General features: G+C 33.9%; 24 protein-coding genes. 1 reads left to right on the forward strand and 23 read right to left on the reverse strand.

Annotation, left to right across the window (positions count from 1 at the left end; genetic code table 11):
• Window positions 1–2: 2 nt before the first annotated feature.
• The 20 genes from FN795_RS06665 to FN795_RS06760 all read right to left on the reverse strand — a co-directional run bounded on the left by FN795_RS06665 (window position 3) and on the right by FN795_RS06760 (window position 17,839).
• Window positions 3–620 (reverse strand): 3-oxoacyl-ACP synthase, encoded by a 618-nt coding sequence (locus FN795_RS06665; protein ID WP_142449931.1) that lies wholly within the window; start codon window positions 618–620, stop codon window positions 3–5.
• A 32-nt stretch (window positions 621–652) separates the two neighbouring features.
• Window positions 653–1,417 (reverse strand): hypothetical protein, encoded by a 765-nt coding sequence (locus FN795_RS06670; RefSeq protein ID WP_142449932.1) that lies wholly within the window; start codon window positions 1,415–1,417, stop codon window positions 653–655.
• A gap of 7 nt (window positions 1,418–1,424) precedes the next feature.
• Entirely contained in the window at window positions 1,425–2,564 is a 1,140-nt protein-coding gene (locus FN795_RS06675) for a beta-ketoacyl synthase N-terminal-like domain-containing protein (protein ID WP_142449933.1), read from the reverse strand.
• A 122-nt stretch (window positions 2,565–2,686) separates the two neighbouring features.
• Entirely contained in the window at window positions 2,687–3,136 is a 450-nt protein-coding gene (locus FN795_RS06680; protein ID WP_142449934.1) for an acyl-CoA thioesterase, read from the reverse strand.
• The gene (locus tag FN795_RS06685; protein ID WP_167498063.1) at window positions 3,111–4,394 is read right to left on the reverse strand and encodes an ABC transporter permease; all 1,284 of its coding nucleotides are present in this window, start codon (window positions 4,392–4,394) and stop codon (window positions 3,111–3,113) included. Before FN795_RS06685 ends, FN795_RS06680 begins: the two co-directional genes overlap by 26 nt.
• Window positions 4,384–5,136, reverse strand: a complete 753-nt coding sequence (locus FN795_RS06690; RefSeq protein WP_142449935.1) for an ABC transporter ATP-binding protein — start codon at window positions 5,134–5,136, stop codon at window positions 4,384–4,386. The genes FN795_RS06685 and FN795_RS06690 overlap by 11 nt, the downstream gene beginning before the upstream one ends.
• A gap of 5 nt (window positions 5,137–5,141) precedes the next feature.
• Complete coding sequence (locus FN795_RS06695; RefSeq protein ID WP_142449936.1) at window positions 5,142–6,140, reverse strand: BtrH N-terminal domain-containing protein; 999 nt, start codon at window positions 6,138–6,140, stop codon at window positions 5,142–5,144.
• Entirely contained in the window at window positions 6,140–6,544 is a 405-nt protein-coding gene (locus tag FN795_RS06700; protein WP_142449937.1) for a hypothetical protein, read from the reverse strand. Before FN795_RS06700 ends, FN795_RS06695 begins: the two co-directional genes overlap by 1 nt.
• A gap of 5 nt (window positions 6,545–6,549) precedes the next feature.
• The gene (locus FN795_RS06705; RefSeq protein WP_142449938.1) at window positions 6,550–7,443 is read right to left on the reverse strand and encodes a hypothetical protein; all 894 of its coding nucleotides are present in this window, start codon (window positions 7,441–7,443) and stop codon (window positions 6,550–6,552) included.
• A 14-nt stretch (window positions 7,444–7,457) separates the two neighbouring features.
• Window positions 7,458–7,922 (reverse strand): ABC transporter permease, encoded by a 465-nt coding sequence (locus tag FN795_RS06710; RefSeq protein ID WP_142450704.1) that lies wholly within the window; start codon window positions 7,920–7,922, stop codon window positions 7,458–7,460.
• Between the two features lie 7 nt (window positions 7,923–7,929).
• On the reverse strand, window positions 7,930–8,361 hold the full coding sequence (locus FN795_RS06715; protein ID WP_142449939.1) for a hypothetical protein: 432 nt from the start codon (window positions 8,359–8,361) through the stop codon (window positions 7,930–7,932).
• Window positions 8,362–9,495: a beta-ketoacyl-ACP synthase III gene (locus FN795_RS06720; protein ID WP_142449940.1), complete on the reverse strand. Its 1,134-nt coding sequence runs from the start codon at window positions 9,493–9,495 to the stop codon at window positions 8,362–8,364.
• A 19-nt stretch (window positions 9,496–9,514) separates the two neighbouring features.
• Complete coding sequence (locus FN795_RS06725) at window positions 9,515–10,417, reverse strand: dialkylrecorsinol condensing enzyme DarA (protein ID WP_142449941.1); 903 nt, start codon at window positions 10,415–10,417, stop codon at window positions 9,515–9,517.
• Between the two features lie 193 nt (window positions 10,418–10,610).
• Complete coding sequence (locus FN795_RS06730; RefSeq protein WP_142449942.1) at window positions 10,611–11,489, reverse strand: LpxL/LpxP family acyltransferase; 879 nt, start codon at window positions 11,487–11,489, stop codon at window positions 10,611–10,613.
• Window positions 11,489–11,743, reverse strand: coding sequence for an acyl carrier protein (locus FN795_RS06735; RefSeq protein ID WP_035646520.1), 255 nt, complete (start codon window positions 11,741–11,743; stop codon window positions 11,489–11,491). The genes FN795_RS06730 and FN795_RS06735 overlap by 1 nt, the downstream gene beginning before the upstream one ends.
• On the reverse strand, window positions 11,736–12,971 hold the full coding sequence (locus FN795_RS06740) for a beta-ketoacyl-[acyl-carrier-protein] synthase family protein (RefSeq protein ID WP_142449943.1): 1,236 nt from the start codon (window positions 12,969–12,971) through the stop codon (window positions 11,736–11,738). Before FN795_RS06740 ends, FN795_RS06735 begins: the two co-directional genes overlap by 8 nt.
• 83 nt (window positions 12,972–13,054) lie before the next feature.
• The gene (gene fabG / locus FN795_RS06745) at window positions 13,055–13,786 is read right to left on the reverse strand and encodes a 3-oxoacyl-ACP reductase FabG (RefSeq protein WP_142449944.1); all 732 of its coding nucleotides are present in this window, start codon (window positions 13,784–13,786) and stop codon (window positions 13,055–13,057) included.
• 126 nt (window positions 13,787–13,912) lie between these two features.
• Window positions 13,913–15,136, reverse strand: coding sequence for a WG repeat-containing protein (locus FN795_RS06750; RefSeq protein ID WP_142449945.1), 1,224 nt, complete (start codon window positions 15,134–15,136; stop codon window positions 13,913–13,915).
• A gap of 42 nt (window positions 15,137–15,178) precedes the next feature.
• Complete coding sequence (locus tag FN795_RS06755) at window positions 15,179–16,288, reverse strand: WG repeat-containing protein (protein WP_142449946.1); 1,110 nt, start codon at window positions 16,286–16,288, stop codon at window positions 15,179–15,181.
• A gap of 30 nt (window positions 16,289–16,318) precedes the next feature.
• Window positions 16,319–17,839: an HAL/PAL/TAL family ammonia-lyase gene (locus tag FN795_RS06760; protein WP_142449947.1), complete on the reverse strand. Its 1,521-nt coding sequence runs from the start codon at window positions 17,837–17,839 to the stop codon at window positions 16,319–16,321.
• 101 nt (window positions 17,840–17,940) lie between these two features.
• Here FN795_RS06760 and FN795_RS06765 point away from each other — a divergent pair, with 101 nt between their 5' ends.
• The gene (locus FN795_RS06765; RefSeq protein ID WP_035646507.1) at window positions 17,941–19,191 is read left to right on the forward strand and encodes an NAD(P)/FAD-dependent oxidoreductase; all 1,251 of its coding nucleotides are present in this window, start codon (window positions 17,941–17,943) and stop codon (window positions 19,189–19,191) included.
• 19 nt (window positions 19,192–19,210) lie between these two features.
• On the opposite strand, the gene FN795_RS06770 is transcribed toward FN795_RS06765, so the two are convergent.
• The 3 genes from FN795_RS06770 to FN795_RS06780 form a co-directional block, all read right to left on the reverse strand.
• Window positions 19,211–19,816, reverse strand: a complete 606-nt coding sequence (locus FN795_RS06770) for a hypothetical protein (RefSeq protein WP_142449948.1) — start codon at window positions 19,814–19,816, stop codon at window positions 19,211–19,213.
• Window positions 19,817–19,967: 151 nt separating this feature from the next.
• Window positions 19,968–21,653: a sodium/sugar symporter gene (locus FN795_RS06775; protein ID WP_142449949.1), complete on the reverse strand. Its 1,686-nt coding sequence runs from the start codon at window positions 21,651–21,653 to the stop codon at window positions 19,968–19,970.
• A gap of 288 nt (window positions 21,654–21,941) precedes the next feature.
• Entirely contained in the window at window positions 21,942–22,991 is a 1,050-nt protein-coding gene (locus FN795_RS06780; protein WP_035646500.1) for a UDP-glucose--hexose-1-phosphate uridylyltransferase, read from the reverse strand.
• Between the last annotated feature and the right edge of the window lie 16 nt (window positions 22,992–23,007).

Genomic DNA, 23,007 nt, shown 5'->3' on the forward strand with positions numbered 1-23,007 from the left:
GATTATTTATTATATAATGTATTGATATTTTCGTTTGTATATTTTTCATTTTCTTCTTTGCTGATTACACAAAGAAAAGCTTTATAATTTTCGTCAAAATATTCGACCCAACCACATAAAACCGAATCTGCTTTATTTGTGTTTAAGAGAATATCTGAATAATTAGACAGAAATTCGGCGTTGAAAGCATCAAATATAAAGAAAGAATTCTCACTTTTTAACTGATGACGAATACTTATTTCGCCCAGACAAATATTTGGCAGCGTATAAACAAAAACCGCAGGACTTGGATAATAATTTTCTTTGTCTGAAATCGATTCCTGATATTTTACATCAGTATCTAAACTCGACGATTTATTGGCCAAAACCAAAGCAATATTATTTTCCTCTTCCGCAGAAATTATCGGACTCAAAAGCAATTCTGATCCTAAAAAAGCCAATTTGCTCAAAGCATCCATTTTGAAAAATTTTGGATATTGGATTTCAAAATTACGCAATGCTTGTTTCGAGAAATCTGCAAAATCGGTTGATTCAATTTTAAATACAGAAGTTCCATTCAAAACAATTTCGTTGTTTTGGATGGTGATGTAGGATTGTATGTAGGTTTTATTTTGAGTCATTATTATCTAATAAGAATTCTATTAAATCGAATTTATAAAGGCATGATTTTTTTTAAATCGAATTCACCATAATACTTTAGAATATGAGAAAGACCAACTAAAGTTAAGTCACCATATTTTGTCAAAATTCCTTTTTCAAATAGATCATAAATTTTTGGACGATTCAATTTTGAGGTTATTATTTCTGCTAATTGATCCCGACCTTGTATATTTAATAAATCAATGATTGAAGATTTTTCGATATTAATTAGAATTTTCTGAATTTCGTTAATTACGTTTTCATCCATTAAAGATTGCTCTATTTTTTCCTTAAATGATTTTGATAGATATTCTTTAGTATATTCATTTCCTGATTTTTTCGGAAAAATTTCTTTACGAAAATCTTCATTGGTTTTGTCAAAGCAATTTATTAGTGCTAAAAAGGTTGCTCTATTGAAATCATCACGTTTCGTATCTTCGTATTTTTTAAAACTACCATTATTAATTTCAAATATGAGCCCCAAATTTTCACCTCGTAATGCTTCTAAATATGCTATAAAAAATTTTAAAACTTTTTCTACAACCTCTTTATATCCAATTTCATGAGGAATTTGTTCATTTGTTATTTTCCAATCTATAAAATTCCGATCTTCTTGATTTTTGTAAATTTTGAGTTCTATATGAGCATAGTGCTCGGAATTAGAGCTAACGACAGATTTACCTTCTACAGGCTCTAACTCCCAAGTTTCTAGCTTATTCTTAATTAAAAATAAGTCTTTAGAATAATGAAATTCTCTTTTAAGATAAGTCGTTATCATTTCTTTTTTATTTCACTTTCTCAAAAATAACCGCCGTATTACAACCTCCAAATCCAGAAGCCGTTTTCAAAAAATATTCAATGTTCGCTTCTTTATTTTTCTCAATAACATTTACAGCTTCGCTAACTCCGATTTCATCAAAACCTTTCGATTCAAAAAGCATATTTTTATTCGCTGATTCAATTGCAATTACCGTTTCCAATAATCCCGAAGCGCCTAACGTATGACCGTAAAATCCTTTTAAACTATTGACTGGAACATTTTGTAAACCTAATCGATTTAAAGCAATCGCTTCCATTTCGTCGTTGAATGGAGTTGCGGTTCCGTGTGCTGAAATATAATTTAATTTGTTGGCTTCAATTTTTGCTTCTTTCAAAGCATTCTGAATACTTCTGAACAAACCTTCGCCTGTTCTTGAAGGTCCGGAAATATGATTTGCATCGTTTATTGAACTATCTCCAATTACTTTTATTTTTGAATTTTTGGCTTCCGCCGAAACCAAAACTGCAGAAGTTGCTTCGCCCAAACTTACTCCGGTTCTGTTTTTAGAATAGGGTTTACAAGGCAATTCGCTCATCGCCTGAAAAGCATTAAATCCAGACAAAACAAATTCTGAAACTTCGTCGCCGGCAACAACAAAAACATTGTCATAAAGTTCAGACTGAATCATTCTTTTGGCAACAGAAACAGCTAAAATTCCGGAAACACAAGCATTCGAAACTACAATTGGTTGTGTTTTAAATCCGAAGAAATTGGCAACATTTTTTGCTAAAACATCTAAATGTGCATTATTAAAATTTTCTTCCGAATTCTCTTTTAAAGCTGTCACATTTCCTTTTGTAGTAGAAAGTATAAAAGCAGTTTTCGAATTCAATTCAACTCTCGAATTTTTGATAATCGGCTCTAAAGCCAAAATCATCATTTTCTCTAAACGGGAATATTTTGTTTCAGCGCTGATTTTTTCAAAAGCGCTATTTATTTTTTCATCAGAAATAATCGAAGCATAAAATGAATTTGGCATCAAAGAAACATCACTATGAAGCTGAATTCCGGAATCACCACGAAGAATTGCTTCAATGTTTGATTCAACATCAAAACCTAAAGGTGTGATACAATTCGTTTGTGAGATGTATATTTCTTTAATCATTTTCAATTTAATTTCGTGAAATTTTTAGCCCGCAGATCTGGCAGATTGAGCAGATTTTAATTTTTGCTAATTCGTGAATTGCTCCGCCTGTTCGCTATCGCTCGGGTCGTGGCCAAAAAACTTTATTTCAATAACCCAACTTTCCTTTTCCATTCCTCATAAAAAGGAGGATTCGTTAGCATCAAATTTCCTTCTTTATCTAAAAAAACCTGAACAGTTTCGCCCGTGCAAGCCACTTCGCCTTGAGCGTCAATAATTTTAAAACGGTAAATTATTTTTGCGGCCGGAGTATCGACAACTGTGGTTTCGATGGTGACAACATCGCCGTAACGCAAAGATAATTTATGCTCGCATTTTGATTTTACAATTGGAGTAGTGTAACCCGTTTTTGCAATATCCAAATAGGTAAGTCCGTGTTGGCGTCCAAAGGCCTCACGTCCATCTTCAAAATAGGTAATATAATGGCCGTGCCAAACAATTCCAAGCGGATCAGTTTCGTTAAAACGAATTCTGATTTCGTGTGAAACGTTTAAGTCTGAGGCTTCGTTATACTGTTCTTTTCTTTTTGTCATAAAATAAGGCAATGGAAGTTGTGATTATAAAGAACAAAAATAACAAACTTATTTTTGGAATGATTTCTACGAAAGAAACGTTGCGCAATAAAACATCATAAAATGCTTCTAATCCCCAATTCATAGGAGAAGATTTGGCAATGATCTGCATCATTTTTGGCATCACAAAAACAGGAACCCAAACGCCTCCAATTGCAGCTAAAATAATAACACTTGTCGCGCCAAACGGAGCGGATTGTTCCTGAGTATTCGCAACAGTTCCTAATAAAATTCCGAATCCGATGGCGGCGAAACCTGAAAATAATGCGACAACACTCATCAAAAATAAATGTCCTTCGATATTTAAAGGAGGCAGACCAATGTGCGGAAATAGGAAAATAGCAACAGCAACCATCATATAAAACTGAATCATACAAATGACAGAATACGTAATCGTTTTACCAATAATGACAATTAAATTAGAAGTTGGATTAGTCAACAATCGAACAAAAGTTCCTTGTGATTTTTCTTTTACAATATTAATCGAAAGCGGAATCACGATAAAAAATATCGCAAAAAGCGTCCAGGCCGGAACGTTGTGCTGAACTGAATTGGGCAAGACTTCTTTATTGTTGATTTTCGGAATTATTTCTTTGAAAGTGATAAAACTCGTTTGATCGAATTTGGTATTTTCCTCGCCTAACTGATTTTGAAAAGTCGTGTAAATCGATTTGGTTTCGATTTGCGAAATCATTTTGTCAATCGCATTCATGACCGAATTTTTGAAGCTCAGCTGAACCGCCGGATCAAAATATAATTTTACTTCTTTTTGCTGAATTATTTTCTGCTTTTCAGGTTTTGCAACGCTGTCCGTAAAACCCATTTTGCTCACAATGTTTTCAACATTTTGATCGACTTTAGCTTGTAAATCAACGCTTAGATTTTTTGGAATTACAATCGCCAATTGGAATTTTCCTTTGTAGACATTTTCCCTGGCAACTTCTTCCGTAATCGGTTTGTTGTCAATTTGAGTTATTACAGTGAATAATTGGTTTTTTTCTAAATTATCAAAAACCGTTTTCGAAACAGAACCGTTATCATAATCAACCAATAAAATCGGAATTTTAGTATTGCTTACGGTTTTAAAACTGCTGTCCTGAATTACAGTTACCGTGATCACCAAAACCAACGGCATGATAAATAAAATAATCAAACCGCCTAAATCTCTTTTTAATAAAAGAAATTCTTTTACTATCGACATCCAAATTTTATATAGCATCTCTAAGATCTTTACCGGTTAATGAAATAAAAACATCTTCGAGATTTCTGGCATTTTCTGTTGTCTCAATTAAGGTTGTAGGTGTTCCTTTTGCATAAATTTTGCCTCGATCCAAAATGGCAATATTCGTGCAGAAATCTTCGGCTTCAGCCAAATGATGCGACGTATATATAATCGTAGTTCCGTTTTGATTTAAAACTTTTAAATAATCCAAAATGGCATTTTTTGACTGAACATCAACACCAACGGTTGGTTCATCCAAAAACAAAACTTTCGGATTGTGCAGAATTCCGGCAATCAAATTCACACGGCGTTTCATTCCGCCCGAAAAAGTATGAATTTGTTTATCGGCGAATTTCAATAAACCTAAAAGATCTAAAGTTTCGATTACTTTATCTTTCAAATCAGCACCTTTCAAACCGTACATGCTTCCAAAATAATGTAGATTCTCTCTCGCCGTTAAAGTTGGATACAAAGCATATTCCTGAGGAACAACGCCAATGATTTTTTTGATTTTCGCAGCATGATGGTGATAATCTAAATCATCAATCGAAAAATGTCCAGAAGTAGGTTTGATTAATCCGCAGAGCATTGAAATTAAAGTGGTTTTTCCAGCGCCATTCGGACCTAATAATCCGAAAATCTGTCCTTCATTTATTTCCAGCGAAACATCGTTCAAAGAAAACTGATCGGCATCTTTGTACTTTTTCGAAAGGGATTCTATTTTTATAATGGAATTCAAAATAATTAGCTGATTGCTTTTTTTAGTTTTTTGAAAAAGATTTCTTCGCGATTCGCAATGTCCAGAAGTTCATCGGCAATGGCGTTGTAAGCGTCTTCTTTAGCGCTTCTGTTTTTATAAATTCTGGAAGCTTCAACGGCAAAATCGCGCCATGAATCTCCAATTTGTGTCATTTCTTTTGAAAGTGTTTTCAGTTCTTCATTGCCTAAAACAACGGAAGCTTCCTGTAAAAATGCTGCATAAATAAAACGAAAACCACCGCCTCCGGTTCCAATTTCCTCCTGCATTCTAACCATTTGTGCCAGATAATGATTTGCTTTTCTGACACCGTGTTTTTTAGGCCATTTTCGAATTTGACGCGAAACCATTTTGATCCCGCGAACGCCAACAATTGGCATTGGCGCCAACATATCGCGACAGGTATTTTTGATTCCTTTTATGATCGCACTTTTTAAATCAACCTCATTTGGAATTTGAATTGGATAATACATTTGTCCGCGTGGCGCAAAAGCACCTTTGGCAAAACGCACTTTATCCATTTCATCGTGTGTCAAAGTTGTAACAGTTTCCATAACCGGATCGCTGATCAAATAATCAGTTTCGGTTTTGCCGTAAACAACTAAATTGTGCGCGTTGAAATGAAAACGGTATTCATCAGGAAAATAACTTAAATGATAAACACCAACTTGCAATCCAGTCGGAATATTATTTTTTAAATTTTCCTCCAAAGCTTTATTAGCATTGGCAACCGAAGAAAATTTTTGTCTTTTTATTTTAAGATTTAAACGATTGGCGACTTTATTAAAAATATGTCCAGGCAAAGTTCTATAGCTAATTGCTGGTGCGTGATTTACTTTTAAAAAAGGCAAATACACAAAAAAAAGTCCCGAACCAATTCCGAAAACCATCGGTTCGCTGATATTGAGTCCGCTGTTTTTTAAGAGGTTTGAAGCTACTCCGTTTTCACAATGAGCAGATTGATGATGTGTAAAAGTAACTTGCATTAATCTGTTTTAAAGTTTTTTAAATCGGCAATTGAAATGTCAAAAGCGTCGGCATATTTTTGTAAATTTTTGTCGTTTAGTTTGGCAAAAACGGCTGGTTTAAAATGTCTTTTTACGCGCCATTTCCACATTTCCACATAACCGGCAAGAATGGTTAAATCCATTTTATTGAGTTCCATAAAATAACAAATCGGACTTAATTCTCCGCTTTGAACTTTTAGTTTTGCTTCTTCGGCACGTTCTTTTATATCGTCGATTGCGTTGGAAAGTGCAATGGCTTTTGGTTCCCAACCTGTGCTCAAAGCGGTAGTATAATTCCCGTTTTCATCGGTTGCATAAACCAATTCCTTGAGATTTTTTTTGCTTAAATTTCCATCGTGCTGAGGTACATTTTCTTTTTCCATGACGGTTAAATTTTCAATTGCATTACTTCTTCTAATAACGGTGCTAATCCGTCTTTGGTTATATTATCATTATTCCAAAAACTCATCACACAGCTTACATAATTATCTCTTACTTTTTCTGCAACATAATAAACAGTTAAAGTTTTTCCGCCAGACATTCCGGCCAATAATGATTTCATTCCTGTAAAATCAAAAACTACTTTTTTTGCAGTAGTTTCGGTTCCTTCAAATATAACCGCAGTTTGCTCTTCAGAAATAACTTTAATGCCTCCTCTGTTTTTTGTAATAATGAATTGATTTTCAATAGCAGTTTTGGCACTTTCAATATTTTTATGAACAGACCAATTCATTTCGCCATTGTAAGGACACTGAACAGTATTAACGTTTGTCCAATAACAATTATTTCCTAACTTAATCTTTCTTCCTGCAAAATCTATTGAGTCAATTTTCATCGATTCAAAAACATTTTTTGGTATAGTGTTATTTATAATTCGGGTTATATATTCTTTTTCAAAATCTTCAGATGGTTTATGATAATAACCAAACCAAATAATAGTAATGGTTTTACTATTGTCTTCAATAAAATAATACGAATTGTTTTGTGTTAGATTGTCTGTAATATTTTGTTTTTTAACGACATGTAAATTGTTAAAAGGTAGTGATTCGTCTTTAGTTTTTAAATCAGTATCTTTTATGTTGAATTTTTTATAAATTTTTTTTAGTGATTTTTCTGAAAAATCATAATTGTAAGTTTGGCTTGAAAAATCAACACCATCAACATTATAATAAGTTACACTTTGAGTGTTAATTGCCTTTAAACGTTGTGAAAAATCATCATTTTCTTGAGAGTATGCAAGCACTGATATAAAAATCAGTAACAAAGAAATTGTTTTTTTCATTTTTATCTAATAAATTATTCTGAGACCGAAATCGTCTTTTGAATAAACAAATTAATTTCGCATTCTAACAGTTTTTTATCTTCAAATAAACTCTCGCAACTCATCGTACATAAAGTATAATCGTCGCCCACAAATTTTGAAACCAAAATTGCTTTGGTCGTAATAACGTCGCCAACTTTTGGCAATGCATGTATTTTTAAATTCTTTAAAGCGCTGATAAAACCAATAACATTTACGTTTTCATTTTCAGTTCCGTCTTCTTCGAAAAAATATTTTTTTCCAACAATTGACGAACAAGTTTGCGCTGTATTTTCGATTAAACCGGCTTCGATTAAAATGCCTTTATCAACAAAAATATTGTCTTCTTTGATTAAAAATTCGGTTTCAACAGAAGTGGCATCAATTTCCAAAATCAAGTCGACCATCAGCATTGGTGCGCGGTGCGGTAAATAATTTTGTATGTCGATCCCAACTTTCATCATCTTATTATTTGGCTAAAACGGTTTTCATTTGTCCGCTTGCAATTTCTTCATCATTTAAAAAAGTCACAATATCAACTAAAGTAACTCCCCCAAATTCCTGTAAAATGGTAACATTCGACTGAATGGTATCGTTGGTTTTAGGCAATTTTTTAATCTGAATATCTTTAATAGAACCAATGTATCCAGTTGGGGCAATTTCGTTTTTCAAAAAAAACTGATAACCTGTATGCAAGGCAACAGACTGCGCCATATGTTCGATTAATCCGGCTTCTAAAAAAGTATTTTCTTCTAAAAAAATATTATCATTTTGAATGTTTAATCCAGAAGTCAATTCGGTTTCAGAATATGAAAACATGCGGTCTACCATTACAAAAGGAAACTTTTGCGGAAGCAGATTTTCTACAGCTTCTTTTTCTAAAAGTATAGAAGCATTCATTTAGCAGACAGTTAAATACGCGTAAGCAAATGAGAATCTTCCGCTTTCTGGAACTGAAAGGAAAATTTTGTCTCCTTTTTTCAATTTTCCAGAATTTATTAATTCTTCAACAGCGATATAAATCGAAGCTGATCCAACATTTCCAACTCTCAAAAGATTCATAAACCATTTTTCATCGGCAATGTCAATTCCTTTTTCAAGAAGTCCATTTTTAAGTCCGTCAACAAAAAAGTGAGAAGAAACGTGTGGTAAAAAATAGTCAATATCGTCTGCTGTAACATTGTGTTTTTCCATGGCATCGCTCATACTTTCGACACCTTTTGGTAAAATAAATTCGTCAAGGAGTTTTACATCCTGTTTTACTGCCAGAATAGATTCGTTTAGCAATTGTTCAGGTTTGTACTCACTCCATGGTTTTATTTCTCCGTTTTCCAATTTATCTCCGCCGGCGTACATGCAGGTTTCTAATTCGAATGCATACGAATAGGCTTCCATCCATTCGATTTTTAATGAAACCTCTCCGGTTGGTTTATTTTGCAATAAAAAAGCACCAGCTCCGTCCGATAACATCCATCGTAAAAAATCTTTTTTGAACGCAATAATAGGCTGTTCTTCCAGATTTTTTAAGTTGATGATTTCCTGATTATATTGTTGTGCCGAAAGCCAGGTTGAAACTTTTTCAGAACCTGTGCAAATAGCGTTTTTTGAATTTCCAGATTTTACAGAAAGAAAACCATATTTTAACGCATTCATTCCAGAACAGCAAATTCCAGAAGAAGAGTTTAGCTCAACCGATTTATTTTTCAATAATCCGTGAACCATTGCAGCGTGTGAAGGTGCAAAAACATCTGGCGAAGAAGTACCGCAGGAAAGAACTTCTAAATCCTGATCGGTGAAATTTTCATCAAACAACTGCGAAATCGCATTTTTTGCCAGTTCAGCATTGCTGTGTGTGCTTTTGCCATTTTTGTCAACGGCATAATATCGGTTTGTAATTTTATTATTGCGCAAAATAATACGTCTTGCTTTAGATGCAGTATCGTTTATGAGCCCTAAATAATTCTCCATTTCATCGTTTGAAACAGCTTCATTAGGCAGGTATTTTGCGGCTTTGGTAATATATACGTCAAACATAATATAATTTTCTCCTCTTCTAAACTCCTTGATAGTATTGAGTTTCTTTTTTTATAGTTTTAATCTTAAACGGGTAGCTAATAACATGCAATATATATACTATTGGCGAGATTACCCATATTGCAAGGAATAAATAAACATAAAATAATTTAAGAAGCAGTTTTCTGTTTTTTTGGTTCTTATGAATGAAATTAGACCATTTATTAAAGATTTTGTTAGCGGTTTTGTCTACAGTCACTAAATACGGACTGATTTTTACGGCTCCAATTTCGGCTAATTTTGGCTGTAAATCTTCTAATTTATTTTGCTTAAATTCTGAAAGCATGATTTCGCCGAATTTATCTGATTCCTGAATGTCTTTATCAGAAACACCTGGTAACGGAAAAAAGCCTAAGTAGCGTTTTTTAACTCCCGAAAACATCCAGTTTACAATCGTAATCACACTGATTAAATTCCCAACACGATCAACTAACGCAACATTCCCAACCAATTTTGCATTGGCTTCTTTTAATAAAACTTTTACTTTTTCCTGTGCCATTATCCACATATTTCGGGATCCATTTATAGTAATAACGGGAGTGTTGTTTAAAATAGTTTTGGCTTCAGTGCTTTTTAAAAAAGAGTTCATCGGAATTGAAGGAGTCAAATACCAAACCTGATAATGCAGTAAAACAAGATCAAATTTTGTGTTCAGAATTTCGCTAGGAACTGGTTTTAAAGTCGTTGGAATTTGTAGAAATGATTCTGGAAAAGCATCAAAAAAAGTGGTTTTATTCCAAGGAAATGGAAACGGTTTTTCTAATTGAATTTCATGAAAAGTTACTTTTATTTCATCTGAATTTAAAAAGGGTTTGGCAATATTACGTGCAATGGATTCTAGTTGTCCGGATTGAGAATAAAAAATAACGAGAACATTTTTCATTTGGGTTTGCTGTCTTTGGTTGCAAACAAAAATAAGTAAATTATTTTAAACGAATTTTCTTGTTTAATGTTTCGTTTTTTTGGCGACTCCCGATAGCTATCGGGATTACGGATTGAACTAATTCGCACAGAGTTAATTTGAAATGAATTTAATTCGGTGTAAACCCGTTTAATCCGTCAAATCTGTGTGCCATCTATTTAAGCTGATTCCAAAAATCGAAATAATTGAACCACTGCAAAGGATATTTTTGTAGAATACTTTCAACGCTTTTTACGTATTCTTTCAATAAACCTTTTTCGTCGCGGTGTTTTACTGTTGCTTCTCTGGCGTATAAATGATAATGAAGATTTGGTTCTTTCATTACATATACAAAAACAACAGGAACTTTTAATCGGGAAGCGATTAAGAAAGGGCCAGCTGGAAAATTGGCTTCTTTGCCCAAAATTTCTTCTGAAAGTGATTTGGTTCCTTCAAAATAGCGGTCGCCGGTAAAACAAACCAATTCGTTATTGGCCAAAGCCGCATTGATCTCAAAAATATGAGATAAATCGTCTTTGATGATAATAAATTTTACTGCAGATTTTTGCGTAACGCTTTCCAGATAATGCTTGATTGCCGAATGTTCCAAATCTGTCGTTACGAGATTGATTTGGAAATCAAGATCGATATCGCCAAAAAAATGTTCGGCAATTTCAAAATTCCCGACGTGTGCACTTATTAAGACACCACCTTTTTTCTCGGCCAAAAGCTTTTTCAGGATTTCGATTCCGTCAAATTCATAAGTGAATTTGTTTCGCATTCCGGCCGAAATCGAAACTTTGTCAATGATAGTTTGCCCAAAAGTGTAATAACTTTTGAAAACCATTTTTTTTGACTGAAAATAAGAATACTGAAGTCTTTCTTTGAAATAGTAAAAAATCGCCCGATTGCTTTTCTTTAGAAACAAAAAGTAATAGGAAGCAACAAAATAAAGTAAGACATAAGCAGACTTGACACCCGCTTTTTGTATCAAAAAAACGAATATTCTATAACCTAAAACAGTACCTTTTGATTTGCCATCCCATTGACTCATTAAGCAGCTTTAGCTTTTAGTTTGGCTTCGATCAAATCATAGAAGTTTTGAAAAGTCGCAATTCCAACGAAATCAGCTTCAACCAATTTTACACCAAAGTTAGCTTCAATAGAAACTACTAAATCAACATAATCTAAGCTGTCTAACCCAAGTGTATCTTTTAAATTAGCATCTGGTTCAATTTCATCATTATCTACTTCAAACTCATCAACCAAAAAACCATTAATTCTCGCTATAATCTCTTCTTTATTCATTGTCCAATTTAAACTTTTTAACCACCAACGCAGAGTTGGTTCCTCCGAAACCGAAAGAATTGGACAAAAATATGTCAAATTTTTTGTTTAACGTAGTTTTAACTAAATTTAATTTCATCGCATCTTCATCTGGATTCTCCAAATTGATGTTTGGTGCAATGAAATCGTTCTGCATCATTATGATAGAATAAATGATTTCACTTGCTCCGGCCATCCAACATTCGTGGCCTGTCATTGATTTTGTAGAACTTACAGGAGGATTTTTCTCACCAAAAACTTCAAAGATTGCTTTTGCCTCGTTTGCATCACCAACCGGAGTTGAAGTTGCGTGGGCATTTATATATTCAATATCTGATGCATTTAATTTTGCATCTTCGAGTGCGCGCTGCATTGCTGTGGCTGGTCCTTCGACATTTGGAGTTGAAATATGCCCGCCATTTGATGAAAATCCGTAACCGGAAACTTCGGCGATAATAGTAGCACCTCTTGCAATTGCCGATTCGTAGCTTTCTAAAATTAAAGTCGCGCCACCGCCACTCGGAATCAATCCGTCGCGTCCGGAGTCAAAAGGTCTTGAGGCTTTTTCAGGATCGTTTTCTCTATTCGAAAAAACACCTAAACCATCAAAACTGCTCATCGCATATTTGTTGATTTCCTGAGCTCCGCCAGTAATTATAATATCCTGAAAACCACTTTTTATTAAAAAATAAGCCAATCCGATAGAATGAGATCCACTTGCGCAGGCCGCGCTTACAGTTAAATTGATTCCGCGAAGTTTAAAAATCGTTGAAAGATTCATCGTTACCGTAGAATTCATCGATTTGAAAATCGCTCCAGAACCGATTAAAGCAGTATCTTTTTTCTCGCGAACAATATCTGTAGCATCAATAATGGCTTTAGAAACGCTGTCGTTTCCGTACATAATTCCAACTTCTCTTTCTTCAAAAAAAGCATCGTCTATATTGGCATTTTTCAATGCTTCGATAGTAGCCATATAAGCGTACTCGGTTTCTTCACCAATGCTCATACGCTGTCTGCGTGTCAATAAATTTTTTAAATCAGCTTTTGGAACCATTCCGGTCAAAGCCGACTGGAAACCAAATTCTTTTCTTTCTGGATCAAATTTAATCCCGGATTTTCCTTCATATAAAGATTCCTTTACTTCATTTAAAGAAGTTCCGATACAAGAATAAATTCCCATTCCAGTAATTACAACTCTCTTATTCATTGTCTTTCAAAGTAATTTTTTATCCTTAAAGTGTAATTTTCTATGTTTAAAAAAACTTAAAATATTATGCAAACATAGTATTCTTAAGAATATATTCCTCCGTTTATATTAATAATTTCGCCGGTAATATAACTTGATTTTTTAGAAATCAAAAAGCTTACCAAATCGGCAACTTCTTCCGCTTCTCCAAAACGATTTACAGGAATTAGTTTTAATAATTCTTTTTCGTCGAGTTGGCTTGTCATATCAGTTCTGATAAAACCTGGTGCAACAGCATTTACTGTAATGTTTCGTTTTGCCACTTCCTGAGCCAAAGCTTTTGTAGCTGCAACAATAGCGCCTTTTGCAGCTGAATAATTGGTTTGTCCGGCGGTTCCTTTAACTCCCGAAACTGAAACCATATTTACAATTCGACCGTATTTATTACGCAGCATTTTTTGAATGAAAAACTGCGTTACATTAAAAAATCCGTTTACACTTGTGTTCACAACGCCGTTCCAGTCTTCGGGAGTCATCCACATAAAAAGACCATCTTTTGTAATTCCTGCATTGTTTACAATAGCTTCAACTAATGCTTCAGGATTTGTTTCCTGCCATTTTGTTAAAACATCTTGTACTTGTTCAAAATTAGAAACGTCAAAACCTAGAATTTCTCCAGTTGCGCCTAATTTTTGTATTTCCTGAAGTGTTTCTTCAGCAGCGGTTTGGTTGGAATGATAATTAATCAGAATATGATAATCAGATTCAACGGCTAATTTTTTACAAATTGCACTTCCAATTCCTCTTGAACCGCCTGTTACTAATACACATTTCATTTATGTTGATTTTATTTTTAATAGGTCATAAATGGTATTGCCTTTTATAATGGTTTTGCTAAAGCAATATTTATTATGGGCAATTTCATTATGTAAGATTTTATATTTTATTGGGGCTAAATAGTATTATTTTTTCTTGCTGACTGGTTTTTTAACCGGTTTTGCAGCAGTTTTTGCTGGCTTGGTTTCTTCTTTAGGTTTTTCTGCTACAGCTTCAATTGCTTGATTTTTTTCTGATTTTGAAAATAATTCAGCATTTTCAAACCATTGATTGCTTAAAACTGTTCCATCTGGTTTAAGAAAACCCCATTTTCCTTCGTTTTTTACTCTCGCAACGCCATCGATAAATCCTTTGTCTTGTTGCGTAAACATAGCGATAATGGCATTTGTTGTAATTCCGTATTGTGTTGGAATTACTATTTTTCCTGTTTCATTTATGAATCCCCAATTGCTTTCTTTCACTGGAGCCAATCCGTTTGAACTGAAAACTTCGGCATCGTTGTAAGTTGGTTCAATTACAAATTTTCCTTCAGGATTTATAAATCCCCACTTTTTTCCAACTAAAACCGGAGCCAGGTTTTTTGAGAATGCTTTTCCTTTATCATATATAGGTAGAATTGCCCAGTTTCCTTTTAAATCAATATAACCGATTTTTCCGTTCTTTTTAGCAAATGTCAAATCCTGAGTTTCGAAATCCCAGATTTTTTCAGCACCATCAACAGGAATAAATTTCCCTGCGCTTACAAGACCGAAAGTTTTGTCTTTTCTGGCCCAGGTTGTGTTTTTGAAATAATTTCCAATTTCAGCATAAGCTGGTTCAACAAGTTCTTTTCCGGTTGTATTTATGATTCCCCAGTTTTTGTTCAGTTCAACTCTGGCAAAACCATTTTCAAAAGGTTTGATTTGATCGTATTTTGGCTCTAAAACAACAGTCATTTTATTATTGATTAATCCAACTTTGTTGTTTTGTCTGATAAAAGCAACGCCGTTGTCAAAATCAAATAATTTTTCTGAAGCCGGAGCTTTCTGAACTTCGCCTTTTGTATTAATGTAAACCCACTCTTTATCTTTTTGTACGATTGCAATTCCGCTGTTAAAATCTTTGGCATTACTAAAATCGGCTGGAATTACCCAGGTTCCTTTTGCATCAATAAATCCCCATTTTCCACCATTTTCTACTGCAGCTAATCCTTCAGAAAAACTTCTGGCAGATTTGTATTGAGGTTCGATTTTAAAAGATCCGTCTTTGGAAATATATCCGATTTTTGAATTCTTTTTAACTAATGCCAGTTCTTGACTATTAACAAATTGAATGAAAACTAGCAACAAAAAAATAAGCGGTTTTTTCATGATTTTAAGATTCAATAATTAATATGTAAAATTTTATTCTTACTATTTCTGAAAGAGCTCGGCATTCTGAGACCATTCAATCAAAAGATCTCCATTTGGTTTAAGAAAGCTCCATTTTCCTTTACGTTTAACTCTTGCTAATCCGTTGATAAACCCTTTTTCGTTACGTGTATAGCTTCCAAAAGCTGCAGAAATTTCATAATCTGCCGGAATAACTAAATTTCCTGTTTTGTCTATAAATCCCCAGTCACTAAGAATTTTAACAGCTGCCAGACCATTTTCGCTGAAAGGGTCTGCATCATTATATATTGGTTGAACAATACATTCTCCTTTTAAATTTGTATAACCCCATTTTTCTCTCAACAAAACTGGTGCTAAATCTTGAGAAAACCCTTTTGCTTTTTGAAACATTGGTTTAAGAACCCATTGTCCTTCGAAATCTACAAATCCAAATTTTCCGCCTTTTTTAGCCGCTATAAAATCTTGAGTGCCAAAAGGTCCGAATTCTGTAACATCTGGTATTTCAATAAAAACGCCATTGTGTACTAGTCCATATGCTTTTCCTTTTTTAGCCCATGTTGTATTATTAAAATAATCACCAACTTCATCGTAAACAACTTCTGCAACTTCTTTTCCTGATGTATCAATAATTCCCCACTTGTCATTTAGTGCCGCTCTAGCATAGCCTTTGTAAAAAGCTCTGATGACATCATATTTTGGAGCAAGAACAATTTCAAATTTATTATTGATTAATCCAACTTTGTCATTTTGTCTAAAAAATGCGACACCATAATGAAAATCAAATAATTTATCAGATTTCGGATTACCTTCTAATATTTCACCTTTTTTATTGATGTAATGCCAAACAGCATCTTTCTCTATTACGCATATTCCGCTGTCAAAATCTTTGGCATTGTCAAAAGTTGGCGGAATTACAAAGGCTCCTGTATTGTCTACAAATCCCCATTTTCCATTTTCTTTAACAGCTGCTAAACCATCTGAAAAATCTCTTGCACTGTCAAATGTTGGAGCAATAGCAAAAGTTCCGTCGTTTTTGATAAGTCCAAATTTGCCTTCTTTTTTTATTAAGGCAAGTTCTTGAGCATTGATTAATTGAATAGATATTAAGAATAAAAAAAATATTTTTTTCATGGTTGTTTAAAGCTGTATTAAGGTCTTAAATTAACTGTTGATCAGATAATCTTTTACTTTTTGAACAAAAGGATACATAACCGGATCTTCCTTAAATTCCGGAATAATATGACGAACATCATCGTACCATTTTTTAGTAACCGATGAAATTTTATCTTTCTGACCTAAATAATCAATTGCCTGAACGATGGTAATCATTTCGATAGCCAAAACTTCAAAAGCATTTTCGATCACTTTTGAGGTAATTACTGCCGCATTTGTTCCCATACTTACAATATCCTGATTGTCGTTGTTGTTTGGAATCGAATGCACATACATTGGGTTTGATAACATTTGACTTTCCGCAGTTGTTGAGGTTGCCGTAAACTGAACTCCCTGCATTCCGAAATTAAATCCTAAAGTTCCTAAATTTACGAATGGAGGCAAAATTTCGTTGATTTTTGAATTCAGCAAATAATTCAATTGACGTTCTGCCAACATCGTTAATTTTGTAATAACGATTTTCAGTTTATCCATTTCAAGCGAAATATAATCGCCGTGGAAATTTCCTCCGTGATAAACGTGTTGGTTTTTTACATCGATAATCGGATTGTCGTTTGCCGAGTTGAATTCGTCTTCTAAAATAGAGGCTACATTATTAATAGTTTCTAAAACAGGTCCCAAAATTTGCGGAACGCATCTTAACGAATAATATTCCTGAACTTTTTCTTTGAAGATTTCTTCTGTGTTTTCTCCAGAATATAAATGGTCTTCTCTTTTACGGATTAAAGTACTGTCAGAAAGATTTTGTCTCATTCTTTCTGCAATTTCCTGTTGTCCTTTATGGCGTTTTGTTTGGTTTAATTCTGCCGAAAAATGATCGTCATACGCCTGAACCAATTCGTTAATCGCACAAGAAGATTTTAATGACCAGTCTAATAATTTTTTAGCATGATGAACATTCACAACGCCAATTCCTGTCATAACAGAAGTTCCGTTGATTAACGCCAAACCTTCTCTAATTTCAACTTGAATTGGTTTTAAATCTTCAATTGCAAAAACATCTTTGGTTGGTCTTCTCCCACCTTTATAAAAAACTTCACCTTCGCCGATTAAAACTAAAGCCAAATGTGACAATTGAACTAAATCGCCACTTGCACCAACGCCACCGTGTTCAAAAATTAACGGTGTGATATCTCTATTAATAAGTTCTGCCATCAAGTGGATAACCGACGGATGAACTCCAGAATTTCCTAAAGAAAGTGTGTTCAAACGTGCCAGAATTGCCGCTTTTGCACAAACAGGACTTAATGGTTTTCCTGTTCCTGAAGAGTGGCTTCTGATTAAATTATATTGTAGCTGAATTTGGTCTGACTCTTTAATTCTATATTGAGCCATTGGTCCAAAACCAGTGTTTACACCATATATTATTTTATTTCCCGAAAATTCTTTCAGGAAATTAAAGCTTTCATTTACTCGATTTAAAACTACATCACTGATTGCAACTTTGTTATTTCCAAAAATGATTGACTCGAATTCTGCTAAACTTAAATATTCATTAATTGTGTTCATTAAACCGTATTTGATTGTGCTAATTTAATTTTAATTATCAAAATAATTGTAGTTATTTTGATGAACGCAAATGTAAGTTAATAATTCATAACATTTTTATTATGACAAAGGAGTTTGTTGATGTTTTAGTGATTGGTGCAGGACCTTCAGGATGCGTTTCGGCATCGTATCTTCATAAAAATAATGTCAAGGTCAAAGTTGTAGAAAAAACAAAATTCCCGAGACTTGTGGTCGGCGAAAGCCTTATTCCGCGAGTGATGGACCATTTTGCAGAGGCAGAGCTGTATGATGCGCTGAATGCAATGAACTTTGAAAAAAAATTGGGAGCCCGTTTTATCAGGGGCGAAGAAATTTGTGTTTTTGATTTCAGTCAGAAATTTGGAGAAGGCTGGGATTGGACCTGGCAAGTGCCGCGTGCCGATTTTGATAATACAATGGCGCAGGAAGTAGTTCGAAAAGGAATTGATTTAGAATTTGAAACTGAAGTTTTAGAAGTTTCTTTTGAAGGAAAAAATTCGAAAACTATTGTAAAAGATAAAGACGGAAATTTAAAAGAAATCCACGCCAAATTTATTGTTGATTCCAGCGGATATGGTCGCGTTTTGCCAAGACTTTTAGATTTAGACACACCATCAAAACTAGATCCACATTCTTCGATATTTACGCATGTTAAAGATATAAACAGAGAAGAAGGCGAGGAGGGAACTCAGATTTCTTTTGATATTTTAGAAACTGAAGTTTGGCTTTGGGTAATTCCGTTTTCAAATGGAAATACAAGTTTGGGTGTTGTTGGTCCGACGGATTTTATTAATTCGCTTTCTGAAAATAAAGATAATGCTGAAGCTTTGCGAAATGCGATTCAGAAATCAGATTATTATATTAAAAGATTCAAAGGAACCGAATTTTTATTTGAACCGGTAAAACTGGAAAATTATTCAAGAGCCGTAAAAAGAATGTACGGCGACGGTTTTGCTTTGACAGGAAATAGTTCAGAATTTCTTGATCCCGTTTTTTCATCAGGAGTTGCTTTTGCTACTGAATCCGGAATGTTGGCAGCGAAATTATATCTGAAAGAATCACAAGGGATTGAAGTAGATTGGGAAGTTGAATTTACTCAATATATGAAACGCGGAATAGCAGTTTTCACAACGTATGTTCAGGAATGGTACACAGGAAATCTTCAAACATTGTTTTTCCATCAACCTGAAAACCCTGAAGTAAAAGAGAAAATATGTTCGGTTTTAGCAGGATATGTCTGGAATGAAGAAAATCCGTTTGTGAAGAAACATGATCATGTTATTGCAAACATGGCCTATTTACTAAATATGCAAAAAGAACAAAGCCCTGAATAATCAGGGCTTTTTTTTGGTTTTATTTGAATGCTTTTTTCAATAAAAGCTTAGATAACGATTTTGCTGTTTTGGCATATCCTTCTCCAATTCTGGTCTCGTTATTAAAATTATTTCCCCATTGATCTCCCGGAGCTTCCATACTTGAAATTTCTAATAAAACATTAGACTTGTTGGCTGTTTCTACAAAAGATAAAACAGTAGTAACCTTTGCTGGTTGTTTCATAATTCCGGCATCCCATCCTGGGTAAATCCAAACGGTTTTTACTATTAAAGTATAAGGAGTGTTTAATCCTTCCTGAAAATTTACTTCTTTACCTGCTTTGGCTAATACAACATTTCCGATTTCTAAAAATTTTGGAGTCCAGATTTGGTCTTTAGCAACAACCCATCTTTTGTGCCAAAGATTTCCGTTTCCTTTTGCTTTTTTATCTAAATCGGCTTTGTGTTCTTCAACATATTGTGCTTCCGGTTTGTTTTCTTTCATCATAGTAAAATTACTATAATCAAATTCTACGTTGATTTCTTTTTGATCTTTTAAAAAGTCAAAGCTTCCATTTAAAACTTCCATGTCCTGGCAGAAGGCAGTTGCTGAAATAAAGAAGCAGGCAATAATTAGTTTTTTCATTTGTTAGGTTTGTTAGTTTATTTTTTTGGCCAAAAATAACCAAATCGGTCAGATTATGGTTTTTTCTTTTAAAATTTTATCAAATAAAAAAAGGCTGTCTAATCATCAAACAGCCTTTTAATCTTCAAAAAATAATATAGTAAAAATTATACTACCAGAATTTAACGTACAGTGCTACGATAATCAATAATGTAATTACGATTAAAACTGTAGTTTGTGGTTTTACTTTAAACATTTCAGAGTCAATTTCAAACGCTTTTGGATTTACTTTTGGACCAGCAAAACTGATTCCGATCATCGCTAACATTGTAAAGAAGAATGATAATCCCATACAAATGTGGAAAGGAATTTCAAAAGCTCCTTTTCCGTTAGGATAAGCAGTATAAAGTAAAGTTTCGTTTCCGAATAGAGCAGGTGCATATTCGTTGAATAAAACAGATAAAACAAATCCTAAAATTACACCCACGATTGCTGCAGTTCCAGTTGTTCTTTTCCAGAACATACCAAGGAAGAACATTGCAAAAACTCCAGGGCTGATGAATCCAGTGTATTTTTGGATGTAAGTAAATCCACCAACTCCGCCAATTCCTAAAAGGTCATTCCAAGTAAATAATACAGCTAAAAGCATTGCAGCAAAAACCGCAATTCTACCAATGTTTACTTGTTGTTTTTCACCCGCTTCTTTTTGGATGTATTTTTTATGAACGTCTAATGTATAAATAGTCGAGATACTGTTTACTTTTCCAGCTAACGAAGCTACAATTGCAGCAGTCAAAGCGGCAACAGAAAGTCCTTTTAAACCTGTTGGCAAGAAAGTCAATACAGCTGAGTAAGCTCCATCTTTTCCTCCAACTAATTGTGGTAAATGTCCGTTTTGGTATAAAACATAAGCAGCGATACCAGGTAACATTACGATTAAAGGCATTAATAATTTTAACATACCAGCAAATAAAATACCTGTACGAGCCGTTTGTAAATCAGCACCTAAAGCTCTTTGTGTAATGTATTGATTACATCCCCAATAGTTTAAGTTGATGATCCAGATACCAGCAAGGTAAGACATCAAACCTGGGAAAGTTAAGTATTTGTCAATCTCCAATTGAGATGAATTTGCTGTTGGTTTTGGGATAATCATTTTGAAATGCTCAGGAGCTTCTCTCATTAAAACTTTGAAACCTTCAATTGCATTTTGACCTACTCCAAAATATTGTCCAACAGTTGTCAAAGCAATATAAGAAGTTACCAAACCTCCAATAATTAAAACCGCAACCTGAATAACGTCTGTATATGCCACAACTTTCATACCTCCTAAAGAGATGAATAAAGCAAAAACAGCCAATCCAATCATGATAACATGAAGATATTCTCCGCCGGCAAGTCCGTTAATAGCAACAGCTCCTAAATAAAGAATAGAAGTTAAGTTTACAAAAACATACAAAAACAACCAGAAAACTGCCATAATCAAAGCAGTCGATTCGTTGTAACGTGTTTTTAAGAATTGTGGCATCGTGTAAATCTTGTTTTTAAGATAAACAGGGATAAACCAAACTGCTACTATAATTAAGGCAACAGCAGCAAGCCATTCGTAAGCAGCAACAGCGATTCCTAAAAAGAAACCTTCACCGCTCATTCCGATGAATTGTTCAGCCGAGATATTTGAAGCAATTAATGATGCTCCAATAGCCCACCAAGTTAGGTTTCCTTCAGCCAAGAAATAAGCTTTAGCATCATGTTCGTCTTGTTTACGCTTGCGGTAAACACTGTAACCGTAGGCAGAAACTACGATGAAATAAATAATAAAAACCGCATAATCGGCGAAAGCGAGGTTCTGGTTCATTGTTAATAGTATTTTAAAAAATTAGTATAGGTGATTGTTTGTAAAGTGGTTTTATGAATTCATTTTTTAATATAATTTCTGAAACCTATTATTTTGTTGTTTTATCTTGTTAAAACTAAGATATCTGTTTTTATTCTGTTATTTTTTTATGAAAATAAGAACGAAAGCCAAAAGTATAATAAAATTCCATATCTACACCATTTACAAATGTGTTTTTTACATTTATAATCGATTTATTATGTTAAATTTTAAAACAGCTTTGATTTTAGCACATTTTCAAGTCTGTTTTTAAAGACTTTTATAATGTACATCAGACTGCTGTCTTAAAATTTCGGCACTTTTTTCAGGAGTTATGTCTCTTTGTGATTCGCCCATCATTTCATAACCAACCATGAATTTTTTAACCGTTGCCGATCTCAATAATGGTGGATAAAAATGCATATGGAAATGCCATTCAGGATGTTTTAGCCCATCTGTTGGTGCTTGATGAATTCCTGATGAATATGGAAAAGAAGTACTAAATAAATTATCGTATTTAATTGTAAGCTGTTTTAAGATTTTAGCAAAAGCAGTTGTTTCTTCTGAAGTAAAATCAGTGATTTTTCCGAAAGCTCTTTTACTTAAAATCATGGTTTCATAAGGCCAGATTGCCCAAAACGGAACTAATGCCACAAAATGATCGTTCTCGATTACGATACGTTCTCCTGATTTTAATTCAGCCTGAAGATAATCTTCAAGAAGTGTTCTGTTGTTTTTATCGAAATAAGATTTTAAGCTGTTTTGCGTTTTTTCAACTTGCGTTGGCAAAGAAGATTGCGCCCAAATTTGTCCGTGCGGATGCGGGTTAGAGCAACCCATAACGCTTCCTTTATTTTCAAAAATCTGAACGTGGTTGATATATTTAATATTTCCTAAATCAGTATATTCTTTTTGCCATGTTCTGATGATATTTTCAATTCCATCAACTTCCATTTCTGGCAAAGTCAAATCATGTCTTGGCGAAAAACAAACTACTCTTGAAATTCCTTGTTCTGGTTTTGCTTTAAAGAAAGTGTGTTTGATATCTTCTTCAAAAATAATTTCGTCTTGTTTCATGGCAGCAAAATCATTTTCGAAAACAAAACTGCTTTCATATTTCGGATTGTTCATTCCATTGGCACGAACATTTCCTGGGCATAAGTAACAAGTTGGGTCGTATTTTGGCAAAGCTTCAGTGGCGATGGTTTCGTTTTGCCCTTGCCAAGGACGTTTTGCGCGATGCGGTGAAACTAAAACCCACTCGTTAATTAAAGGGTTAAAACGTCTGTGAGGATCTTCGTTAATGTCAAAATTTTTCATGTAGTGTTGTTGTGGT

Source organism: Flavobacterium resistens (genome assembly GCF_900182645.1).
Lineage (GTDB): Bacteria > Bacteroidota > Bacteroidia > Flavobacteriales > Flavobacteriaceae > Flavobacterium > Flavobacterium resistens.